This is a genomic window from Paenibacillus brasilensis (genome assembly GCF_009363115.1).
Lineage (GTDB): Bacteria > Bacillota > Bacilli > Paenibacillales > Paenibacillaceae > Paenibacillus > Paenibacillus brasilensis.
Map to the genome: position 1 here is coordinate 3,282,178 of NZ_CP045298.1, position 16,044 is coordinate 3,298,221.

Sequence of the window (16,044 nt, forward strand, 5' to 3'; positions counted from 1 at the left end):
TTTCGATATGATAAGATAAGGGATAAAAGCAAGGTGAAGGAGAGAAGGGTGAGCAGGATGCAAAAATGGTATCAGATTTTCCAAAAAAATACGGGGCTTAGCCCTTATGTGTGGGTTGTCTTTTATATCCTGCCCTTTTATTACTTCAGCTCCTCCTCGACAAGTCATATTATCCTGGGCACGGCGATTATTTTAGTGTTTTTTGCTTGTTATGTACTGGCTTTTGTCTCGAAAGGCTGGCTCATATACTTCTGGACCAGTGTACAGATTGTTATATCAATTACCATGACGCTGCTGTTCAGCTATATGTATTTTTCCATATTTATTGCTTATCTGATCGGTAATATTAAAAGTAAAGCCGCATTCACAACACTGTATATTCTCCTGATGGTTATTACCATTGGACTGATCAATTATGGTTTTGTTTCTGAAAATCCTGTTTTTATTAAACAGATTCCTTTTATTTTGCTCAATCTGATTGGTGTGATTCTTCTTCCGATCACGAATTTTAATCGTAACAAAAGTGATCGGCTTCAGGTACAATTAGAGGATGCCAATAAGAAAATATCGGAACTGATTAAGCTGGAAGAGCGCCAGAGAATTGCACGTGATCTGCACGATACCTTGGGTCAGAAGCTGTCACTCATCGGGCTGAAAAGCGATTTGGCGGGCAAACTGATGGATCAGCACCCGGAGCGGGCTCGTGTTGAAATTAACGATGTTCGGCTTACGGCGAGAAGCGCGTTAAAAGAAGTACGGGAAATGGTGACTCAAATGCGCGGCATGCGATTAGAGGATGAGTTACTGCGCATTCGGCAGATTTTAAAGGCTGCCCATATTGAATTGACCCTGGAGGGCGACCCGAAGCTGAAGCATACGTCGTTAATGAACGAAAATGTGCTTAGTATGTGCATGAAGGAGGCGGTAACCAATGTGGTTAAGCACAGTGGAGCTACCGCTTGTTCTATCACCATTGAGCCGTCTCGGAAGGAGTTGACCCTTCGGATTCAGGATAACGGGACAGGCGTTATAGGGGAAAATGCAGTTTTTCGAGGTCATGGCCTGCGAGGAATAAAGGAAAGACTCGAATTTGTGAACGGATGTATGGAGCTGCATTCAGATCAGGGAACAACTCTGGTCATTAAAGTGCCGAATATCACTGAAAGGCCGAACGAGGAGGTGGGGCCATGATACGAATTGTCATTGCAGAAGACCAGCGTATGCTGCTGGGCGCTCTTGCTTCGCTGCTGGACTTGGAAGAGGATATGAAAGTAGTTGGAAAAGCGAGTAATGGAGAAGAGGCTGTAGAGCTGGTCAAGCTGCATCAGCCGGATATATGCATCATGGACATCGAAATGCCGATAAAGAGTGGACTGGATGCGGCTGATGAGCTCAAGGGCTTGAACTGCAAAGTGATGATTTTGACCACATTTGCTCGCCCCGGGTATTTTGAACGGGCCATCAAGGCAGGTACCCACGGCTATTTGCTCAAGGATAGTCCCAGTGAAGAGCTGGCTTCCTCCATTCGCAGCATTTTAGCAGGTCGTCGCATTTATGCCCCGGAACTGGTCGATGATGCTTATGCCGAGGTCAACCCGCTGACTGAGCGTGAGAAGACTGTATTGGCGCTCATTGCTGACGGGAAGAACACAAAGGAGATTGCTGGTGAACTGTATTTAACGACAGGGACGGTACGTAATTACATCTCAGTCATTCTCGATAAGCTGGGTGTCAGCAATCGAATTGAGGCGATTAGACGTTTTAATGAAAAAGGCTGGTTTAAATGAGTGACCAGCAGAAATATCTAAGCAGAAACAGAGACGGCTATGAAGCAAGATATGGCAGCTCTGTTTTTTTGTTTTATCCATAGATTTGATATGCCGTTAGCACACTTCCTTGTGATACAATAGGATAGTTGTCCACAGGATGGACTGGAGTACAAGGAGGAACGGAACGCATGAAACATGCCCCTTTTATAGCTGTTGAAGGGCCTATCGGAGCAGGTAAAACGACGTTGGCTTCGATGCTTTCAACCGAGCTGCATATACCGATTATTAAAGAAATTGTCGAGGAAAATCCGTTTCTCGATAAATTTTATCAGAATATAGATGAATGGAGCTTTCAACTGGAAATGTTCTTTCTCTGCAACCGGTACAAGCAACTGGAGGACACCGGTCTGCAATATCTGGAGAAAGCCCAGCCTGTTATTTCTGACTATCATATCTACAAGAATCTGATTTTTGCTGAACGTACGCTTAAAGGTATAAAGCGAGACAAATACCGTCAAATCTATCATCTGCTGACAGATGACATGCCTAAGCCGGACATCATTATCTATATTAGAGCCGACTTGGATACTTTGCTGGGCAGGATTCGTAAGCGGGCCCGCTCCTTTGAACAGGAGATGGACCCTGCCTATCTGGAGCAATTAATTACGGATTATGATAAAGGCATTCAGTTTCTTGCTGAGCAGTCCCCTTCGCCCCGTATATTGACCATAGATGGGAATGAGATTGATTTTGTAGAAAACCAGGCACAGTTCGAACAAATTGTTTCCGATGTAAAGGAGCTTATTCAATGAGTAATTACAATATCCCCGCGAATGCCCTGATTACGGTAGCGGGCACGGTAGGTGTGGGGAAATCCACGCTAACGGCTGCTTTGGCTGAACGCCTGGGCTTTAAAACCTCTTTGGAGCAGGTTGATCATAATCCGTATCTGGAAAAGTTTTATCATGATTTTGAAAGATGGAGCTTCCATCTGCAAATTTATTTTCTCGCTGAGCGCTTCAAAGAGCAAAAAAATATTTTCTTATCCGGTGGAGGCTTTGTGCAGGATCGTTCCATTTATGAGGACACAGGCATTTTTGCGAAAATGCATGCCGACCAGGGAACAATGAGCCCTACGGATTATGAAACTTACACTAGCTTGTTTGAGGCGATGGTAATGACACCGTTTTTCCCGCACCCTGATGTGCTGATCTACCTGGAAGGCAGCCTGCCATCCATACTGAGTCGGATTGAGGAACGCGGTCGCGAGATGGAGATCCAGACCGAGAGAGCCTATTGGGAGCAAATGCATCGCCGATATTCCAATTGGATTAACGAGTTTGATGCCTGCCCTGTCCTGCGTCTGAACATTGATGAATATGATGTACATGACCCGGCTTCCATGGATGCCATTTTGACAGAAGTAGGCAAGATCATTTCCAAAAAATAAAGGTATAAAACCAGCAAAAAACATACAAAGACTGTGGTACAATCAGAAATAAATGGATCTGATAACTACAGTCTTTTTTGTCGAATAAAAGTTGTTGAAGAACAAGATAACCCTACGATATAGTGGACAAGCCTAGGCTAGAATGCGAGAATAGATACATATATTCAAATGAGAATGACTCACGGGAAGGATGGGATATAGTGATGCGTTTTGGTATTGTTGGAACCAACTGGATAACCGAGAGGTTTATTCAAGCCGGGGTAGAGACGGACGAATTTTCCCTGACCGCGGTGTATTCACGATCGGAGGATAAGGGCAAAGCTTTTGCTGCCAAATATAACAGCCAACCAGAGGTTTTTACAGACCTGGCCCAAATGGCTGCAAGCGATCAGGTGGATGCCGTCTATATTGCCAGTCCCAATTCCTTGCATGCGGAGCAGGCGATTTTGTGTATGAATCACGGAAAGCATGTGCTCTGTGAGAAGCCGTTTGCTTCGAATTCAACGGAGGTTCGGAGCATGATCGAAGCCGCACGCAACAACAATGTTCTGTTGATGGAGGCTGTTAAATCCACGCTTATGCCCAACTTTAAAATCATAAAGGAGCATATGTATAAAATAGGCCGGGTTCGGCGTTATTTTGCAAGCTATTGTCAATACTCCTCACGCTTTGATGCTTTTAAGCAAGGCAAGGTGTTGAATGCCTTCAATCCGGCTTTTTCCAATGGTTCCTTGATGGATTTGGGTGTGTATTGCTTATATCCCATGGTGGTATTATTCGGCAAACCGGAGGAGGTTCGTGCAGTTGGTGTACTCTTGTCCTCTGGTGTCGATGGCGAGGGCAGTATTGCGATGCGGTATCCTGATATGGATGCGGTCGTTATGTATTCCAAAATTTCCGATTCCTATTTGCCTGCTGAAATTCAAGGTGAGAACGGAACGATGGTGATCGACAAAATCAGTCAGCCCTATGAGGTGAAAATCCATTATCGGGACGGTACCATTGAGGATTTGACGAAAGCTCAGACACATGAGCCGATGTATTATGAAATTCAGGAGTTTATTGATCTGATCAAAATGGGAGAGCGCAACAGTTCCATTAACTCCTTGGAATGTTCACTTGCAGTCGCTGAGGTGATGGAGGATGCAAGACAACAGATCGGACTTCATTATGAAGCGGATTTGAAAAATACGTCTACACATTAGTCTATTGAATTTTTGCATTTAAAAAGGATATCCTGCGGCCTCGTTGGCTGTGAGGATATCCTTTTCACTTTTTTACAGGGATGTCCGCCGATGTGCCTGTAAAACTTACGACCTGCTCAGAGATTGGTAAAACGTTCGCAAATTGTTCCTTAAAATCGCACTTGATCCAGAGTACGCCAACAAACCGGGTCCAATCATCTGCATGCTTATTCAGAATGCGCTATACTATGAATTATTGTATATGTTCGACTTGAAACTGTAATCTGGGAGTGAGATAGATATGGAAAAAATCGTAAAGGTGAAAGATGTACTGATCGGGGAAGGAGCACCTAAAATCTGTGTTCCAATGGTGGGAGAAACGCTGGAGCAACTGAAGGAAGAGGCTGCTTATTTACGCACACTAGATCTCGATATCGTAGAGTGGAGAGTCGATTTTTTTGAGCATGTGGAGGACTTGGAGCAAGTAAAGGCTGCCTTGAAGGAAATTCGGACCATGTTAGGGAATATTCCACTCGTCTTTACATTTCGCAGTGCTCGGGAAGGCGGGGAAAAAGAGATCAGTGCGGCGAGTTATGTAGAGTTGAACCGCACGGTGGCCGAGACGGGACAAGTAGATATCATTGATGTCGAGCTTTTTAACGAGGAAGCCGATGTGAAGACACTGGTGGAAGCTGCGCATCAGCATAAAGTGTATGTGATTATATCCAACCATGATTTCCAGAAGACGCCACCGAAGGAGGAAATCGTATCCCGGTTGCGAAAGGCGCAGGAATTGGGTGGCGATCTGCCTAAAATAGCGGTTATGCCTACCAACACAGCCGATGTTCTGACCTTGCTGGATGCAACGCGTACGATGGCGGAGGAGCATGCGGATCGGCCTATCATTACAATGTCGATGGCGGGGAAAGGTGTCGTGAGCCGTCTGACCGGAGAACTGTTTGGTTCGGCTCTGACCTTTGGGGCGGCCAAGAAAGCTTCTGCGCCGGGGCAGATTCCTGTCACCGAATTGAGAGAGATTTTGACGGTACTACATCATCACTCTTAAATGATGCATGGCATTACAGTCTATAAGCTGTCATCCACAGTAAACAAAAAAGGAAGGCCCTCACGCAATGCATGGTTGGGTCTTCCTTTTTTTTGTAGTTCTTAATTCTAATTCAATCCCCGAGTAGGCTGATACAGCTCCCAACCCAGATTCAGAGTTTGGATAATATAGTCTGCGACTTCTTCCGCATCCAGCTGATCTGTATCAATCTTGGAGTGATTTACCGCATAAATATTCTGTCTGGAACGGAAAAGATCTTCAATTTCGGCCAACGTCTTGTTTTGCAAATTTGGGCGGGTGTCAACCAGCATCTTAAGCCGATCTTTCCAGGAATTCCAATTCAAATCCAGGAAAAAAACAATAGATGAAGCCAAGCAAGCCTGCTTCACCTCTTCCTGTAAAAATGCACCCCCACCCACGGAAATGATTTTCAGACGGGTATTGCGGCATAACTTCAGAATATGCTCTTTTTCAATTTCGCGGAACCGTTGTTCCCCGTATGTTTTGAAAATCTCTGTCGTTGGCATGTTGTACTCTTGTTCAATTTCCTGGTCAATATCCACGAAATCCCGGTACAGCTTGCGCGCAAGATGGGAACCTATCGTTGTTTTGCCTACGCCCATAAAGCCAATGAGCACAATATTTTGTTCTCTTAATGGAATCTCTCTATTGTTTTGCACCATAACCACTCTTTTCTCACCAGTAATGTTGAGATGTAACGCTTCAAAGCACTAAATACATTATACGTTCATCAAACGCCGCATTCAATAGCATAGATCATATCAGAAGCGAGGCACAAGCTCATAATGTAATGCTCACGGGACTATTTCCAATGTAACGTGGGAGGATGTAGGTGAAGATGCCTTGACGCTTAAAGAACCAGGCACGGTAAACATTACGGGCGGCGGAGCGTACCACGCCTATGACAAAGTGTTCCAAATTAATGCCGAAGGCACGATTAACATTAAAAACTTTAGAGCCGATGATATTGGAAAGCTGGTTCGTCAACTGGGAGGCTCTAAATTCAGAGTAAATATGACTGTGGATAACTCGGATATTTCCAACGTAAAGGATTCGATCCTGAGATCAGACGGTCCAAATAGCAAAGCTAAAATTACGAATACTCGCTATCACAATGTGCCACAATTGTTCAAAGGCTTTGCTTCCGGTAATACGAGCGAGTCCGGGAATACTAAATATTAATTGGAGTGTAGTATAGGATAGGAGTACGGATATGAAAAGGGGCTGTCCAACAGGTCGGGTGGATCTGATTGGATAGCCCTTTTGGGTACGTCAATTTACACGAAGGAGATCTGGACTTCGTTTGGAACGAGGACTGTGATATGATCGTGCTATTACATTTTATACAAAAAAAGTTGGGTAGCCATGAATTGTTTTCATCCATATGTGAATGTTGACGGTACTTTGAATGATACGCTGGCACGGAATCGTGAAATTTTATATACAGGTACGAATGGTCGACATGTAGAACGTTTTTACGTATCGCCTTCTGAAAGTTATGTGTTCAAGCCGCTAACCAATGATGAGCAAGAAGGGCGGGAGAAGTGGGTATATGAGCATGTGCTTGCTTCGTTGCCACCCATCTATCCCCAACTGCTGGCCTGGTCTGATGCAGGCACGGATGGCAGAGGGGAATGGATGATCCTCGAGGACCTTGGTTCGCTGCACCATTTACATGAAGAAAAAACGATGTTGCGAGCTGTTGGACTTGTCGCGTGGTGGCATGCTTTGCCGACAGATCGTTTTACTGGCATTCCGCTGCGCGGTCCGAAACCACTCATTAAGGAGATGGCTTCTGAACTGTACGAGCGTAAGCCTGAGGTGCTGAAGCTTTGCAGTTCATTGGGATTCTCCAAGCAACAGGTGCAGCGTATTTATGTACGGCTGGAGCACCAGTCTTTTTCGCAGCAGCTTGTACTGTCGCATGGTGATCTTCATCCGGGGAACTATGCGCTAAGCGGGGAACGGCTTATAGTGCTGGACTGGGAGCATGCTCATCTGAACATACCGCTGTGGGATGTGTACCATCTGATCGACATGTCCCATCCGTTGTTCCCACGTCGCATGACGTCCGATTTGCGTATCCGTATGCTGGATACGTATCTGGAGCAGCTGGGGCTGTTGGGGATAAGAGTGGATCGAGCGATATTTTTACTGGAATATGGCATGTTTGCTGTGGTATTTTCGCTGTGGATGCTGCTGCTAATTCAAAGTGATTTACAGAGGCTTGGAACGAGCCAGCATAGAAACGGCGACAAATGGTCAAAAGAGCAATTAGAGGCTCAACGGGGAGAAATGTTAGCCTGCTTGAACGAATGTGCAGCGATGATGGAATGGGGACAAAGAAAGTGGGGAGCTAGATGAAAAAAGTCGGTTTGGTCATGAGAAAAATACAATTTGCTGAAGCGCAGGGTCCTCGCATTTTTGCAGAACGTCTGAAGCAGATTGGGCTGGAATTGGGAGTGGATATTGTATTTGTATCCCCGGAGCGCCATGTGAGCAGCCATGACTGGCTACCGGGGTATGAGCACGAAAAGGGTGATCTGGTCAATTATGATATCGTTCTGGACCAGCTCCATGAGCAGCAGATTGAGCACGTGATTTATACGGTATCCGGTTTTACATATCTGAACATGTTTTTTAAAAAGAGTGTGCTTTTTCCACACAGTTTTCCTGATCCGGCGCTTACAGGCTATGAGATGATGAAGCCTTTTTATCAGATCGTCGATAAGGCTATTGTGCAGACTGCTTTTCTCAAGCAAGAGATGGCATCCAGGTTTGGCGTAACCGATGTGACGGTCATCCCGATTGGCTTTAATGAGCGGCTGGTGGAAAAGCACTTCGACCCTGCGCAGGTTGTGGAGAACCGGGTGATGTGGATTGGTAGAGATGAGGAGAATCGACGTCCTGATCTGGTACTGGAGTATGCGCGGCATAATCCCGACAAGGATGTCTACATGGTGTTTGGCGGTGAGCGCTACAAGGAAAGCATGAAGAAATATGACATCCCGGACAATGTAAAGCTTCAATTTGCATTGACGCAGGATGAGGTGTTTGCGCTGATGAACACGGCGAAGGTGTATTGGAGCTGCTCCAAATTCGACACGTTCGCGATGCCGCTGACCGAAGCGCTGGCCATGGGAAAAATCGTCGTCAAACCGGAGCATCCTTGCTATGGACATATCAGCTCCACACATTCATTTTCAGGAAATGAGAAAAACTGGTTCGAGCTGGTCAATATGGCTGCCGCCTCACCTCGCCGGGTTTCGATGGAGAATCAGGCATACGCCATGGAACAGTTTTCAAGTAAGGTGATGAAGCAGGGATATCGGGATTTCTTTGACCGTTGGTTAAGCTAATAAACCGATTAAATATACTAAAAAAAGGACTTGCGCTGAAATGAACGAAGTCCCTTTTTTTCTATGGCTGTGTCTCTGCTGCCGCTTCAGTATGAGCCGTTTTGCGATCCATGATGTAGCTGACCAGCATAAGAAGCAGGCCGCCGACGGTGATCAGAGATGCCACCCATGGGATAGCAGCCAGCCCCATTTGATTAATAACAACTCCACCGATAAAAGCGCCACCTGCATTACCCAGATTCAAAGCGGAATGGCTGGAGGTGGAGGAGAGCAAAGGAGCTTCATAGGCCAGGTTCATGATGCGAACCTGAATCCCGGGCATGATGCCGAACGCGGCAATTCCCCAGATAAAGACAGTGATGACAGCGAGTACCTTGCTTTGAAGCGTAAACGTCAGAATAGCCAAAATAATGGCCAGTACAGCGTAGTTTGCAATCAAGGACGGCAGCAGCTTCCAATCTGCGAGCTTGCCGCCAACGATGTTGCCGATGGTTACACCGAGTCCAAACAGGACGAGAATCCACGTAATGCTGTGCTCGGCAAAGCCACTAATGTCGGTAAGCAGAGGCGTGATGTACGTAAAGACAGAGAACAGGCTCCCACAGCCGATAGCCCCTGTGAGCAGCATTAGCAGCACCTTTGGATTAAACAGACTTCGGACTTCCTGTTTGAGACTGGAAGGCTTGTCCTGCTGAATAACCGGGATATAACGAATGATGCCCAAAAGAGAAATGAGGCCGATCACGACAATGGCTCCGAACGAAGCTCGCCAGCCGAGCTGTTGCCCAATAAAGGTACCAAACGGCACGCCGATAATGTTCGCTACAGTCAATCCGGTCAGTACCATAGAAATGGCACCAGCCCGCTTGTCAGGACGAACCAGTCTGGCGGCGATCATGGAACCGGCGCCCAAAAAGGTTCCGTGTGATAACGCGGTAGCCATGCGGGCCACAATGAGAAGCTCGTAGTTGGGGGCAACGACGGAGAACAGATTGCCTAAAATAAATATGGCCATTAGCAGGCAAAGCAGTTTTTTTTGCGGCACCTTGTGAGTTAATACGGTAAGCACAGGTGCGCCAATGGCTACGCCCAGCGCGTAACTGGTAATAAGCTGCCCGGCTTGTGGAATTGTAACATGAAGATCATGGGCTACATTGGGCAGAAGTCCCATAATGACAAATTCGGTCATCCCGATGGCGAAGGCGCCAAGTGTCAGCCATAGCAAGGAGGGGGGAAAGCGATTAGCTGTCATATGTTCTTGAGTACTCATAAGTTTCTTGTATCCTCCTGAAAAAATAGTAATGCGAGTATATCATTACAGTCGATATCTGACGACCCATTTTGCAAGAATTTTACATACTAAATAGATAAGATTTATATAAATTACAAAGGCGGCGGTAGGAAGCAGCTAATTATGTTATTTTGTTAGTAGGGAACACTCGAGGAGGGAACAACGATGACACTTAAAGTGGTACATCATATTACTGATTTAATTGGAGATACACCTTGTGTAAGGTTGCAACGGCTCACAGGGCCGCAGGATGCAGAGGTGTATGTAAAGCTGGAATATTTTAATCCAAGCGGCAGTGTCAAGGATCGGGCGGCAGGCAACCTGATTGCCGAGGCTGAAAAGGCGGGGCATCTACAGCCGGGAGGCACCATTATTGAGCCAACCAGCGGCAATACGGGTATCGGACTTGCGATGAATGCAGCTGCGCGAGGCTACCGTGCGATTCTGGTGATGCCGTCGAATATGACGAGGGAACGAATCAATATTTTAAAAGCATACGGGGCTGAGGTTGTGCTGACCCCGGCAGAGGAACGAATGCCCGGCGCGATCCGCAAGGCGCTCGAATTGGGGGCTGAAATTGAGGGAAGCTTTATCCCGCATCAATTTGAAAATGAGGCTAACCCGGATATTCACCGTACAACGACGGCACTTGAAATTTTGGAGCAGACGGAAGGAAGGCTGGATGTGTTCGTCGCTTCTTCGGGAACGGGCGGTACGATTACGGGAACGGGTGAGGTGCTGCGCCAGCATTTGCCGGATCTGCGGGTTGTCGTGGTAGAGCCGAAGGGTTCGCCAGTGCTGTCCGGGGGAAAACCCGGTCCACATAAGCTGGTTGGCACCAGTCCGGGATTTATTCCTGACGTACTGAATACGAAGGTTTATGATGAAATCGTACAGGTTTCCGATGAGGATGCGATTGCAATGACCCGGGCGATTGCTGCCGAGGAAGGGATTCTCGTGGGGCCCTCCAGTGGAGCTACGATTTGGACGGCCATACAGGAAGCCCGGCGCTTGGGAGCGGGCAAACGGGTGCTTTGTATTGCGCCAGACACTGGAGAGCGTTATTTGAGCATGGGGATATTCGGATAAAAAGGCTTCATGACGCAAATATTTTTTGGGGGTTGAAGGAGGAGCAGTATGAAGATTATGCCTTTACAGAAACGTGGAATTTCTGATAGTCGTCTGGTGCTTGGTTGTATGCCTTTTGGTGGAGAATGGAGTCATGCCCCGTATACGCAGGAGCATATCATCGAAGCTGAAAGAGCCATAGAAGCGGCACGTTCCATCGGAATTACAATGTTCGATCATGCGGACATTTACCGTATGGGGAAAGCGGAAGAAATTTTCGGCCGGATTTTAAAGGGACAACCCGCTTTGCGTGAACAAATCGTAATTCAGTCCAAATGCGGGATTTTCCTGCCGGATGGTACACTCTCGGGTCGCTTTGACTTCTCATACGCTCATATTATGGAGTCCGTGGATGGCATCTTGAAGCGTTTGGGAACTGAGTACTTGGACATTCTGCTGCTGCACCGTCCCGATCCGCTGGTAGAACCGGAGGAAGTAGCAGAGGCGTTCGGCAAGCTCAAGGCGTCCGGCAAAGTCCGGCATTTTGGCGTTTCCAATATGAATGTAAGCCAGATTCGTTTTTTGGAGCGCAGCCTGACGGAGCCATTGGTCGTTAATCAGTTGGAGATGAGCCTAACACATCTGCATTTTGTAGATCAGACCGTGCATGTGAATCAGCAGGCGGGGACGAATGTACATTTTGGCGAAGGCTTGCTGGAATATTGCCAAACAGAGGATATTCAGCTTCAAGCGTGGGGACCGCTGGCACAGGGACGTTTTAGCGGAGGACCTTTGGACGGAGAGCCTGAGCATGTTCGCAAGACGGCAGAGCTGGTGCAAAAGCTGGCTACTGAAAAGGAAACGACATGTGAAGCTATCGTCCTGGGCTGGCTTATGAAGCATCCGGCACGGATTCAGCCCGTTATTGGCAGCGCCAATCCTGAACGAATCAGGGCGTGTCAGGATGCGGAACGTCAGAGCGAGCTAATGACCCGTGAGGAATGGTATGAATTGTACGTCAGCGCACGCGGACAAGCCTTGCCGTAACTCGTAAAAAGGCCCTTCCTTTGTCTAATAAACGGACGAGGAAGGGTCTTTTTACGTGTGGATACATCCTGTATTTTCTCAATAGAGCTATTCCTCTTCGTACCGTGCGAGGGCCTTGGTGATTGTTTCTTTCATACGGGAAATCAGTCGGTCGCCCTGAACGACCTTGACACGTTTGCCGAGGAAACGGATTTTGGATAGCACGTATTCACATTCATCAGCCTGAAAAGTGAGCGTAATACGATAGGTATCTATTTCCTGAACATATTCAACCTCTTTTTCAAAACAGGAAAAAGCATATAAAATACGGGACATTTCCGCGTTGTATATAGGAATAATTTCAATGATGCCCTTTTCCTTGCGTGACTCCAGAATACCGAGTATACGCTGGGTGAATTTCTGCGCCTCTTCAGGGGAAAGCTCCTCTGTGGTGACGGTTACGATATTGGACAGCTTGGTGGACATCAGCGCCCGGTGTCGGCGGTTATACCATAGCAGGCTCCATTCCTTCTTGACCATGGAAAACTCCAGCTTATATGGGAAACCGGGCATTCGCTCATGCATACACCCGTTACGCAGTCGGTAGCTCATACTGATGCCTGAACGGGACCGCAGGAGGGGACGCAATACACGCAGGAGCGGATGGTAGACGGAGGTAGCCGAGCTGCCTGCCTTTTCCTTCAAGCTCCCATCGGCCTCCAGCAGTTCATCGTCTGCCAGCATTAACCGAAGCTTATCCAGCGTCGAAGGGGTGAAAGCCTCTACCGCCGCCGCGTCTGCCAGCATGGATTGGAGCCAGACCCTTTCCTGCGAGGTGGTGGCAAAAGCACCTGATTCATCCAGTCGTGAGACGATCTGATAGTTAAATATTTTCTCAAACAGGCTCATAATAGGCTTGCAGCTCCTTCCATTCCTGCCTGAATTCCTTGCGCAGCCGCTCTGGCTCCAATACTTCACAGCTTGATCCGAAGCTGCGAATCCATGGTTTAATCTCGGTAATACCGTTTACTATAATTTCATAGATAAAGGATTCGCTTTCTTCCTCCGTAATCGTACCCCATTGTCCCTGTAACAGCACACGTTCCCGAATAAAATTGCGCTTCGCACCCTCAGGATTAAAAAAGCGCACCCGAACCTTCACAGCGCGTCCAGTATCCACAAGCCAGCTATACCGCATTTTTTCTTCCAACACCGCCAGCAGGTCGGCAAAATGCTGCTCAGGCACGGGCTTCCCCTCCACCAGTTGCGTCATGCCTTCCAAGCGGAACTTCATGATTCCTTTGCCGCCCACGTGCCCCAGCACGTACCAGCGCCCATATTGATGATCATAGATGACCTGCAGGGGCAGGATCGTATGCTTCTGACCTTCCGTCTCCTTTTCAAACAGCGGATTGGTATTCTGTGACCCGTACATGCTGCGTTTGGTCGTCGAAAAATATAAAAAGCTCACATAGCGCCGTTGCCGAATGGCATGCAAGAGCGGGTGAATATGGGCCTCGTCCAGAATGCGTGAGTAGTAGTGATACTTGTATAAAAAAGGTTCCGCCATATCTCGATCTCCGTCTTGACGGCGCATCGTTTTTTTTAAATGATCTCGCAACAGGTATCCCTGCACAGAGGGAAGCTGAGTGTTGGCCATAATGTCTACAAAGTCATATAAGTCCAGTAATTCCTCATTCGTCAGCCCTGTGAGCAGATCATTGCGGACAGCATAGCGGTAAGGTCTGCCACCCGGCTCCTTGCGAACTACGCCGACTTCGACCAGGTATTTCAGGTCCGAGCGGATGGTTTTTTCATCCGGCAGCGTACTGTCGGGAGCCAGTCCGTCACAGCAGGCATTCAGCAGCTCCATGGTGGTCAGGGGCTGTGATTGTAGTGCTGTCAGCAGTAAAGCCAAACGGGCGCTTTCCGATTCCTTGAGTGATTTGGCTCGAAACAGGAATAACAGTAATGGATCAGCGGATTCATAATAATTAAAGCGCAGCATCTCATTAAAATCATGCCCCTGCTCTGCCGGTAGCTGCTGCTGCACGGATTGGACGATTTCCTTGAGCCGCCGGATCGTCTTATCGAAGGTATGTATCGAAATGCCCAGTCTGTCTGCAAATTGCTGCCGATTGTAAGCACCGCTTGTTAATGTCAGCAGGCGCAGAAATTGAATTTCTTTATCAAAGCTCTCTTTCGCCATGGTGAATTCCCCATTTCTGTTGCCGTTCTGCGAAAACAAGTATCCCTTTATTTTAACAGGGAAGGGAAGCAGGAAAAAGGAAATTTATTCATCCTTGTAATACTTTCACCATGTTCACGACTTGCAAAATCAAGGATCATAGGGATACAAGGTAACCATGATGAGCAAGAAGCAACACATAACAGAAAGGTGATGCAGCATGTTTGGAAGAATCAAAAACAAGGCGTAATATCCATGAATTATGAGTATGCTGCCCCTGCTGATTTGCCGGGCTTGGGACCAGAGTATAAAGCGCATCAATGTCTGGGTATGCTGTTGCAAATATTGTTTTCTTACGAAGGAGTAGGCGAACAGCTCGTTGCAACGGGACTTTGGAGTCCAGTGATCTCCTCCAATCGGTATGCAGCGCTTCATGTACTCAAGGTATGGGATACGTTGAAATATATGGGGGGATAAGCATGAGCGATATGAAACGGAAGCACGATTTAATCAAGCCGGACATGCGCGCAACGATTTTGCGTGAGCTGCGAGCCTTGGAGCAGAAGGAGCAGGTGCGTATTGTATATGCCTGTGAGTCAGGCAGTCGGGCATGGGGATTTCCTTCACAGGACAGTGACTATGATGTGCGTTTTATCTATGTAAGGCCGATGGAATGGTATTTGTCCATTTTTGACAAACGGGATGTGATTGAGCGTCCGATCAGTGATTTGCTGGATATGAACGGCTGGGATTTGAAAAAGGCGCTTAGTTTGTTTCGCAAGTCCAATCCGCCCTTGCTGGAATGGCTGCAATCCCCGATTCCCTACCTGGAGCAATATTCGGTGGCTGATCAGATTCGTGCTATATCGCCGCTAACCTTCTCTTCCAAGTCCTGTATGTATCACTATCTGAATATGGCACGGGGGAACTACCGGGATTATTTGCAGGGAGAACAGGTGAGGATCAAAAAGTATTTTTATGTACTGCGCCCGCTGCTGGCTTGCGGCTGGATTGAACGGTATAACAGCATGCCTCCGCTGGAATTTGAAACGCTGCTGGAGGCATTAATTCCCTCAGATACAGAGCTTTATCAGGTCATTGGGCATTTGCTGGAGCGTAAAAAGGCGGGCGAGGAACTTGATATTGAGCCACAGCTTTTGGTGTTGAATGATTTTATACAGCAGCAAATTGCTTATTTTGAACAGACAGCACCTTTGCTCCGGCATATGGAGGGGGAGCGTGATCAGCAGCTGGATGATTTGTTCCGCGCTGCGGTAAAGGAAGTATGGGAAGCATAAGCGGGGGAGGGAGGAAGGGGAGTAGGCAGCACAGGATAGGAATGGTCGCTTTTGACTCCCTCCACAGCGGCAGAAACGTGACTCCATAATACCTGTCCTGCATATTCAAATGCTTCTGCTGCTATCTCGTCTTTATTGGCAAAGTTCCGATATATTCCTCCCTTGGTTAACCCCGTTTCAGCCGGTATTGACATGGGGTTGCAGATCGTTGCTTGGGAATGTGGGGATGATTATGCGAAGCTGGTTCAGCTCGCAACAGAATATGATCCGTAACCTCCCTTCAACTGCGGTTCCCTGCTAAAGGCTCCTTCTGATATTATTGAG

16 protein-coding genes and 1 pseudogene are annotated in these 16,044 nt (G+C 47.4%); 13 read left to right on the forward strand and 4 right to left on the reverse strand.

Translation table 11 applies throughout. The features are described from left to right. Positions 1-57 precede the first annotated feature (57 nt). From GCU48_RS15410 to aroD, 6 genes are all read left to right on the forward strand, one after another. Entirely contained in the window at positions 58-1,191 is a 1,134-nt protein-coding gene (locus GCU48_RS15410; protein ID WP_025720702.1) for a sensor histidine kinase, read from the forward strand. Next, a complete protein-coding gene (locus tag GCU48_RS15415) occupies positions 1,188-1,787 on the forward strand; it encodes a response regulator transcription factor (RefSeq protein ID WP_025720703.1) in 600 nt (199 codons plus the stop codon). Before GCU48_RS15410 ends, GCU48_RS15415 begins: the two co-directional genes overlap by 4 nt. A 170-nt stretch (positions 1,788-1,957) precedes the next feature. Then, a complete protein-coding gene (locus GCU48_RS15420) occupies positions 1,958-2,581 on the forward strand; it encodes a deoxynucleoside kinase (RefSeq protein WP_152380586.1) in 624 nt (207 codons plus the stop codon). Continuing rightward, positions 2,578-3,219: a deoxynucleoside kinase gene (locus GCU48_RS15425; protein WP_152380587.1), complete on the forward strand. Its 642-nt coding sequence runs from the start codon at positions 2,578-2,580 to the stop codon at positions 3,217-3,219. Before GCU48_RS15420 ends, GCU48_RS15425 begins: the two co-directional genes overlap by 4 nt. A gap of 203 nt (positions 3,220-3,422) precedes the next feature. After that, positions 3,423-4,424: a Gfo/Idh/MocA family protein gene (locus GCU48_RS15430; RefSeq protein ID WP_025720709.1), complete on the forward strand. Its 1,002-nt coding sequence runs from the start codon at positions 3,423-3,425 to the stop codon at positions 4,422-4,424. A 280-nt stretch (positions 4,425-4,704) separates the two neighbouring features. Then, entirely contained in the window at positions 4,705-5,469 is a 765-nt protein-coding gene (gene aroD, locus GCU48_RS15435) for a type I 3-dehydroquinate dehydratase (protein ID WP_152380588.1), read from the forward strand. A gap of 107 nt (positions 5,470-5,576) precedes the next feature. Here aroD and GCU48_RS15440 read toward each other — a convergent pair whose 3' ends face one another. Beyond that, complete coding sequence (locus GCU48_RS15440) at positions 5,577-6,149, reverse strand: shikimate kinase (protein ID WP_152382172.1); 573 nt, start codon at positions 6,147-6,149, stop codon at positions 5,577-5,579. A 136-nt stretch (positions 6,150-6,285) separates the two neighbouring features. On the opposite strand from GCU48_RS15440, the pseudogene GCU48_RS15445 reads away from it, so the two are divergent. The 3 genes and pseudogenes from GCU48_RS15445 to GCU48_RS15455 all read left to right on the forward strand — a co-directional run. Next, positions 6,286-6,672: pseudogene (locus GCU48_RS15445) on the forward strand (pectate lyase); the annotation flags it as partial. Between the two features lie 183 nt (positions 6,673-6,855). Beyond that, positions 6,856-7,854, forward strand: coding sequence for an aminoglycoside phosphotransferase family protein (locus tag GCU48_RS15450; RefSeq protein WP_152380589.1), 999 nt, complete (start codon positions 6,856-6,858; stop codon positions 7,852-7,854). Then, positions 7,851-8,849, forward strand: a complete 999-nt coding sequence (locus tag GCU48_RS15455) for a glycosyltransferase (RefSeq protein WP_152380590.1) — start codon at positions 7,851-7,853, stop codon at positions 8,847-8,849. Before GCU48_RS15450 ends, GCU48_RS15455 begins: the two co-directional genes overlap by 4 nt. Positions 8,850-8,910: 61 nt before the next feature. Here GCU48_RS15455 and GCU48_RS15460 read toward each other — a convergent pair whose 3' ends face one another. Next, the gene (locus GCU48_RS15460) at positions 8,911-10,119 is read right to left on the reverse strand and encodes an MFS transporter (RefSeq protein WP_152380591.1); all 1,209 of its coding nucleotides are present in this window, start codon (positions 10,117-10,119) and stop codon (positions 8,911-8,913) included. Positions 10,120-10,305: 186 nt separating this feature from the next. Here GCU48_RS15460 and cysK point away from each other — a divergent pair, with 186 nt between their 5' ends. Beyond that, the gene (gene cysK / locus GCU48_RS15465) at positions 10,306-11,229 is read left to right on the forward strand and encodes a cysteine synthase A (protein WP_025720719.1); all 924 of its coding nucleotides are present in this window, start codon (positions 10,306-10,308) and stop codon (positions 11,227-11,229) included. 48 nt (positions 11,230-11,277) lie between these two features. Then, a complete protein-coding gene (locus GCU48_RS15470) occupies positions 11,278-12,255 on the forward strand; it encodes an aldo/keto reductase (protein WP_152380592.1) in 978 nt (325 codons plus the stop codon). 87 nt (positions 12,256-12,342) lie between these two features. Here the strand turns inward: GCU48_RS15470 and GCU48_RS15475 are convergent, their stop codons facing one another. Both GCU48_RS15475 and GCU48_RS15480 read right to left on the reverse strand, forming a co-directional pair. After that, complete coding sequence (locus GCU48_RS15475) at positions 12,343-13,143, reverse strand: WYL domain-containing protein (RefSeq protein ID WP_152380593.1); 801 nt, start codon at positions 13,141-13,143, stop codon at positions 12,343-12,345. Next, positions 13,130-14,443, reverse strand: a complete 1,314-nt coding sequence (locus GCU48_RS15480; RefSeq protein ID WP_152380594.1) for a helix-turn-helix transcriptional regulator — start codon at positions 14,441-14,443, stop codon at positions 13,130-13,132. The genes GCU48_RS15475 and GCU48_RS15480 overlap by 14 nt, the downstream gene beginning before the upstream one ends. A gap of 234 nt (positions 14,444-14,677) precedes the next feature. On the opposite strand from GCU48_RS15480, the gene GCU48_RS15485 reads away from it, so the two are divergent. Then, positions 14,678-14,899: a hypothetical protein gene (locus GCU48_RS15485; protein WP_244315710.1), complete on the forward strand. Its 222-nt coding sequence runs from the start codon at positions 14,678-14,680 to the stop codon at positions 14,897-14,899. 2 nt (positions 14,900-14,901) lie between these two features. Further along, complete coding sequence (locus tag GCU48_RS15490; RefSeq protein WP_025720725.1) at positions 14,902-15,720, forward strand: nucleotidyltransferase domain-containing protein; 819 nt, start codon at positions 14,902-14,904, stop codon at positions 15,718-15,720. Positions 15,721-16,044 lie beyond the last annotated feature (324 nt).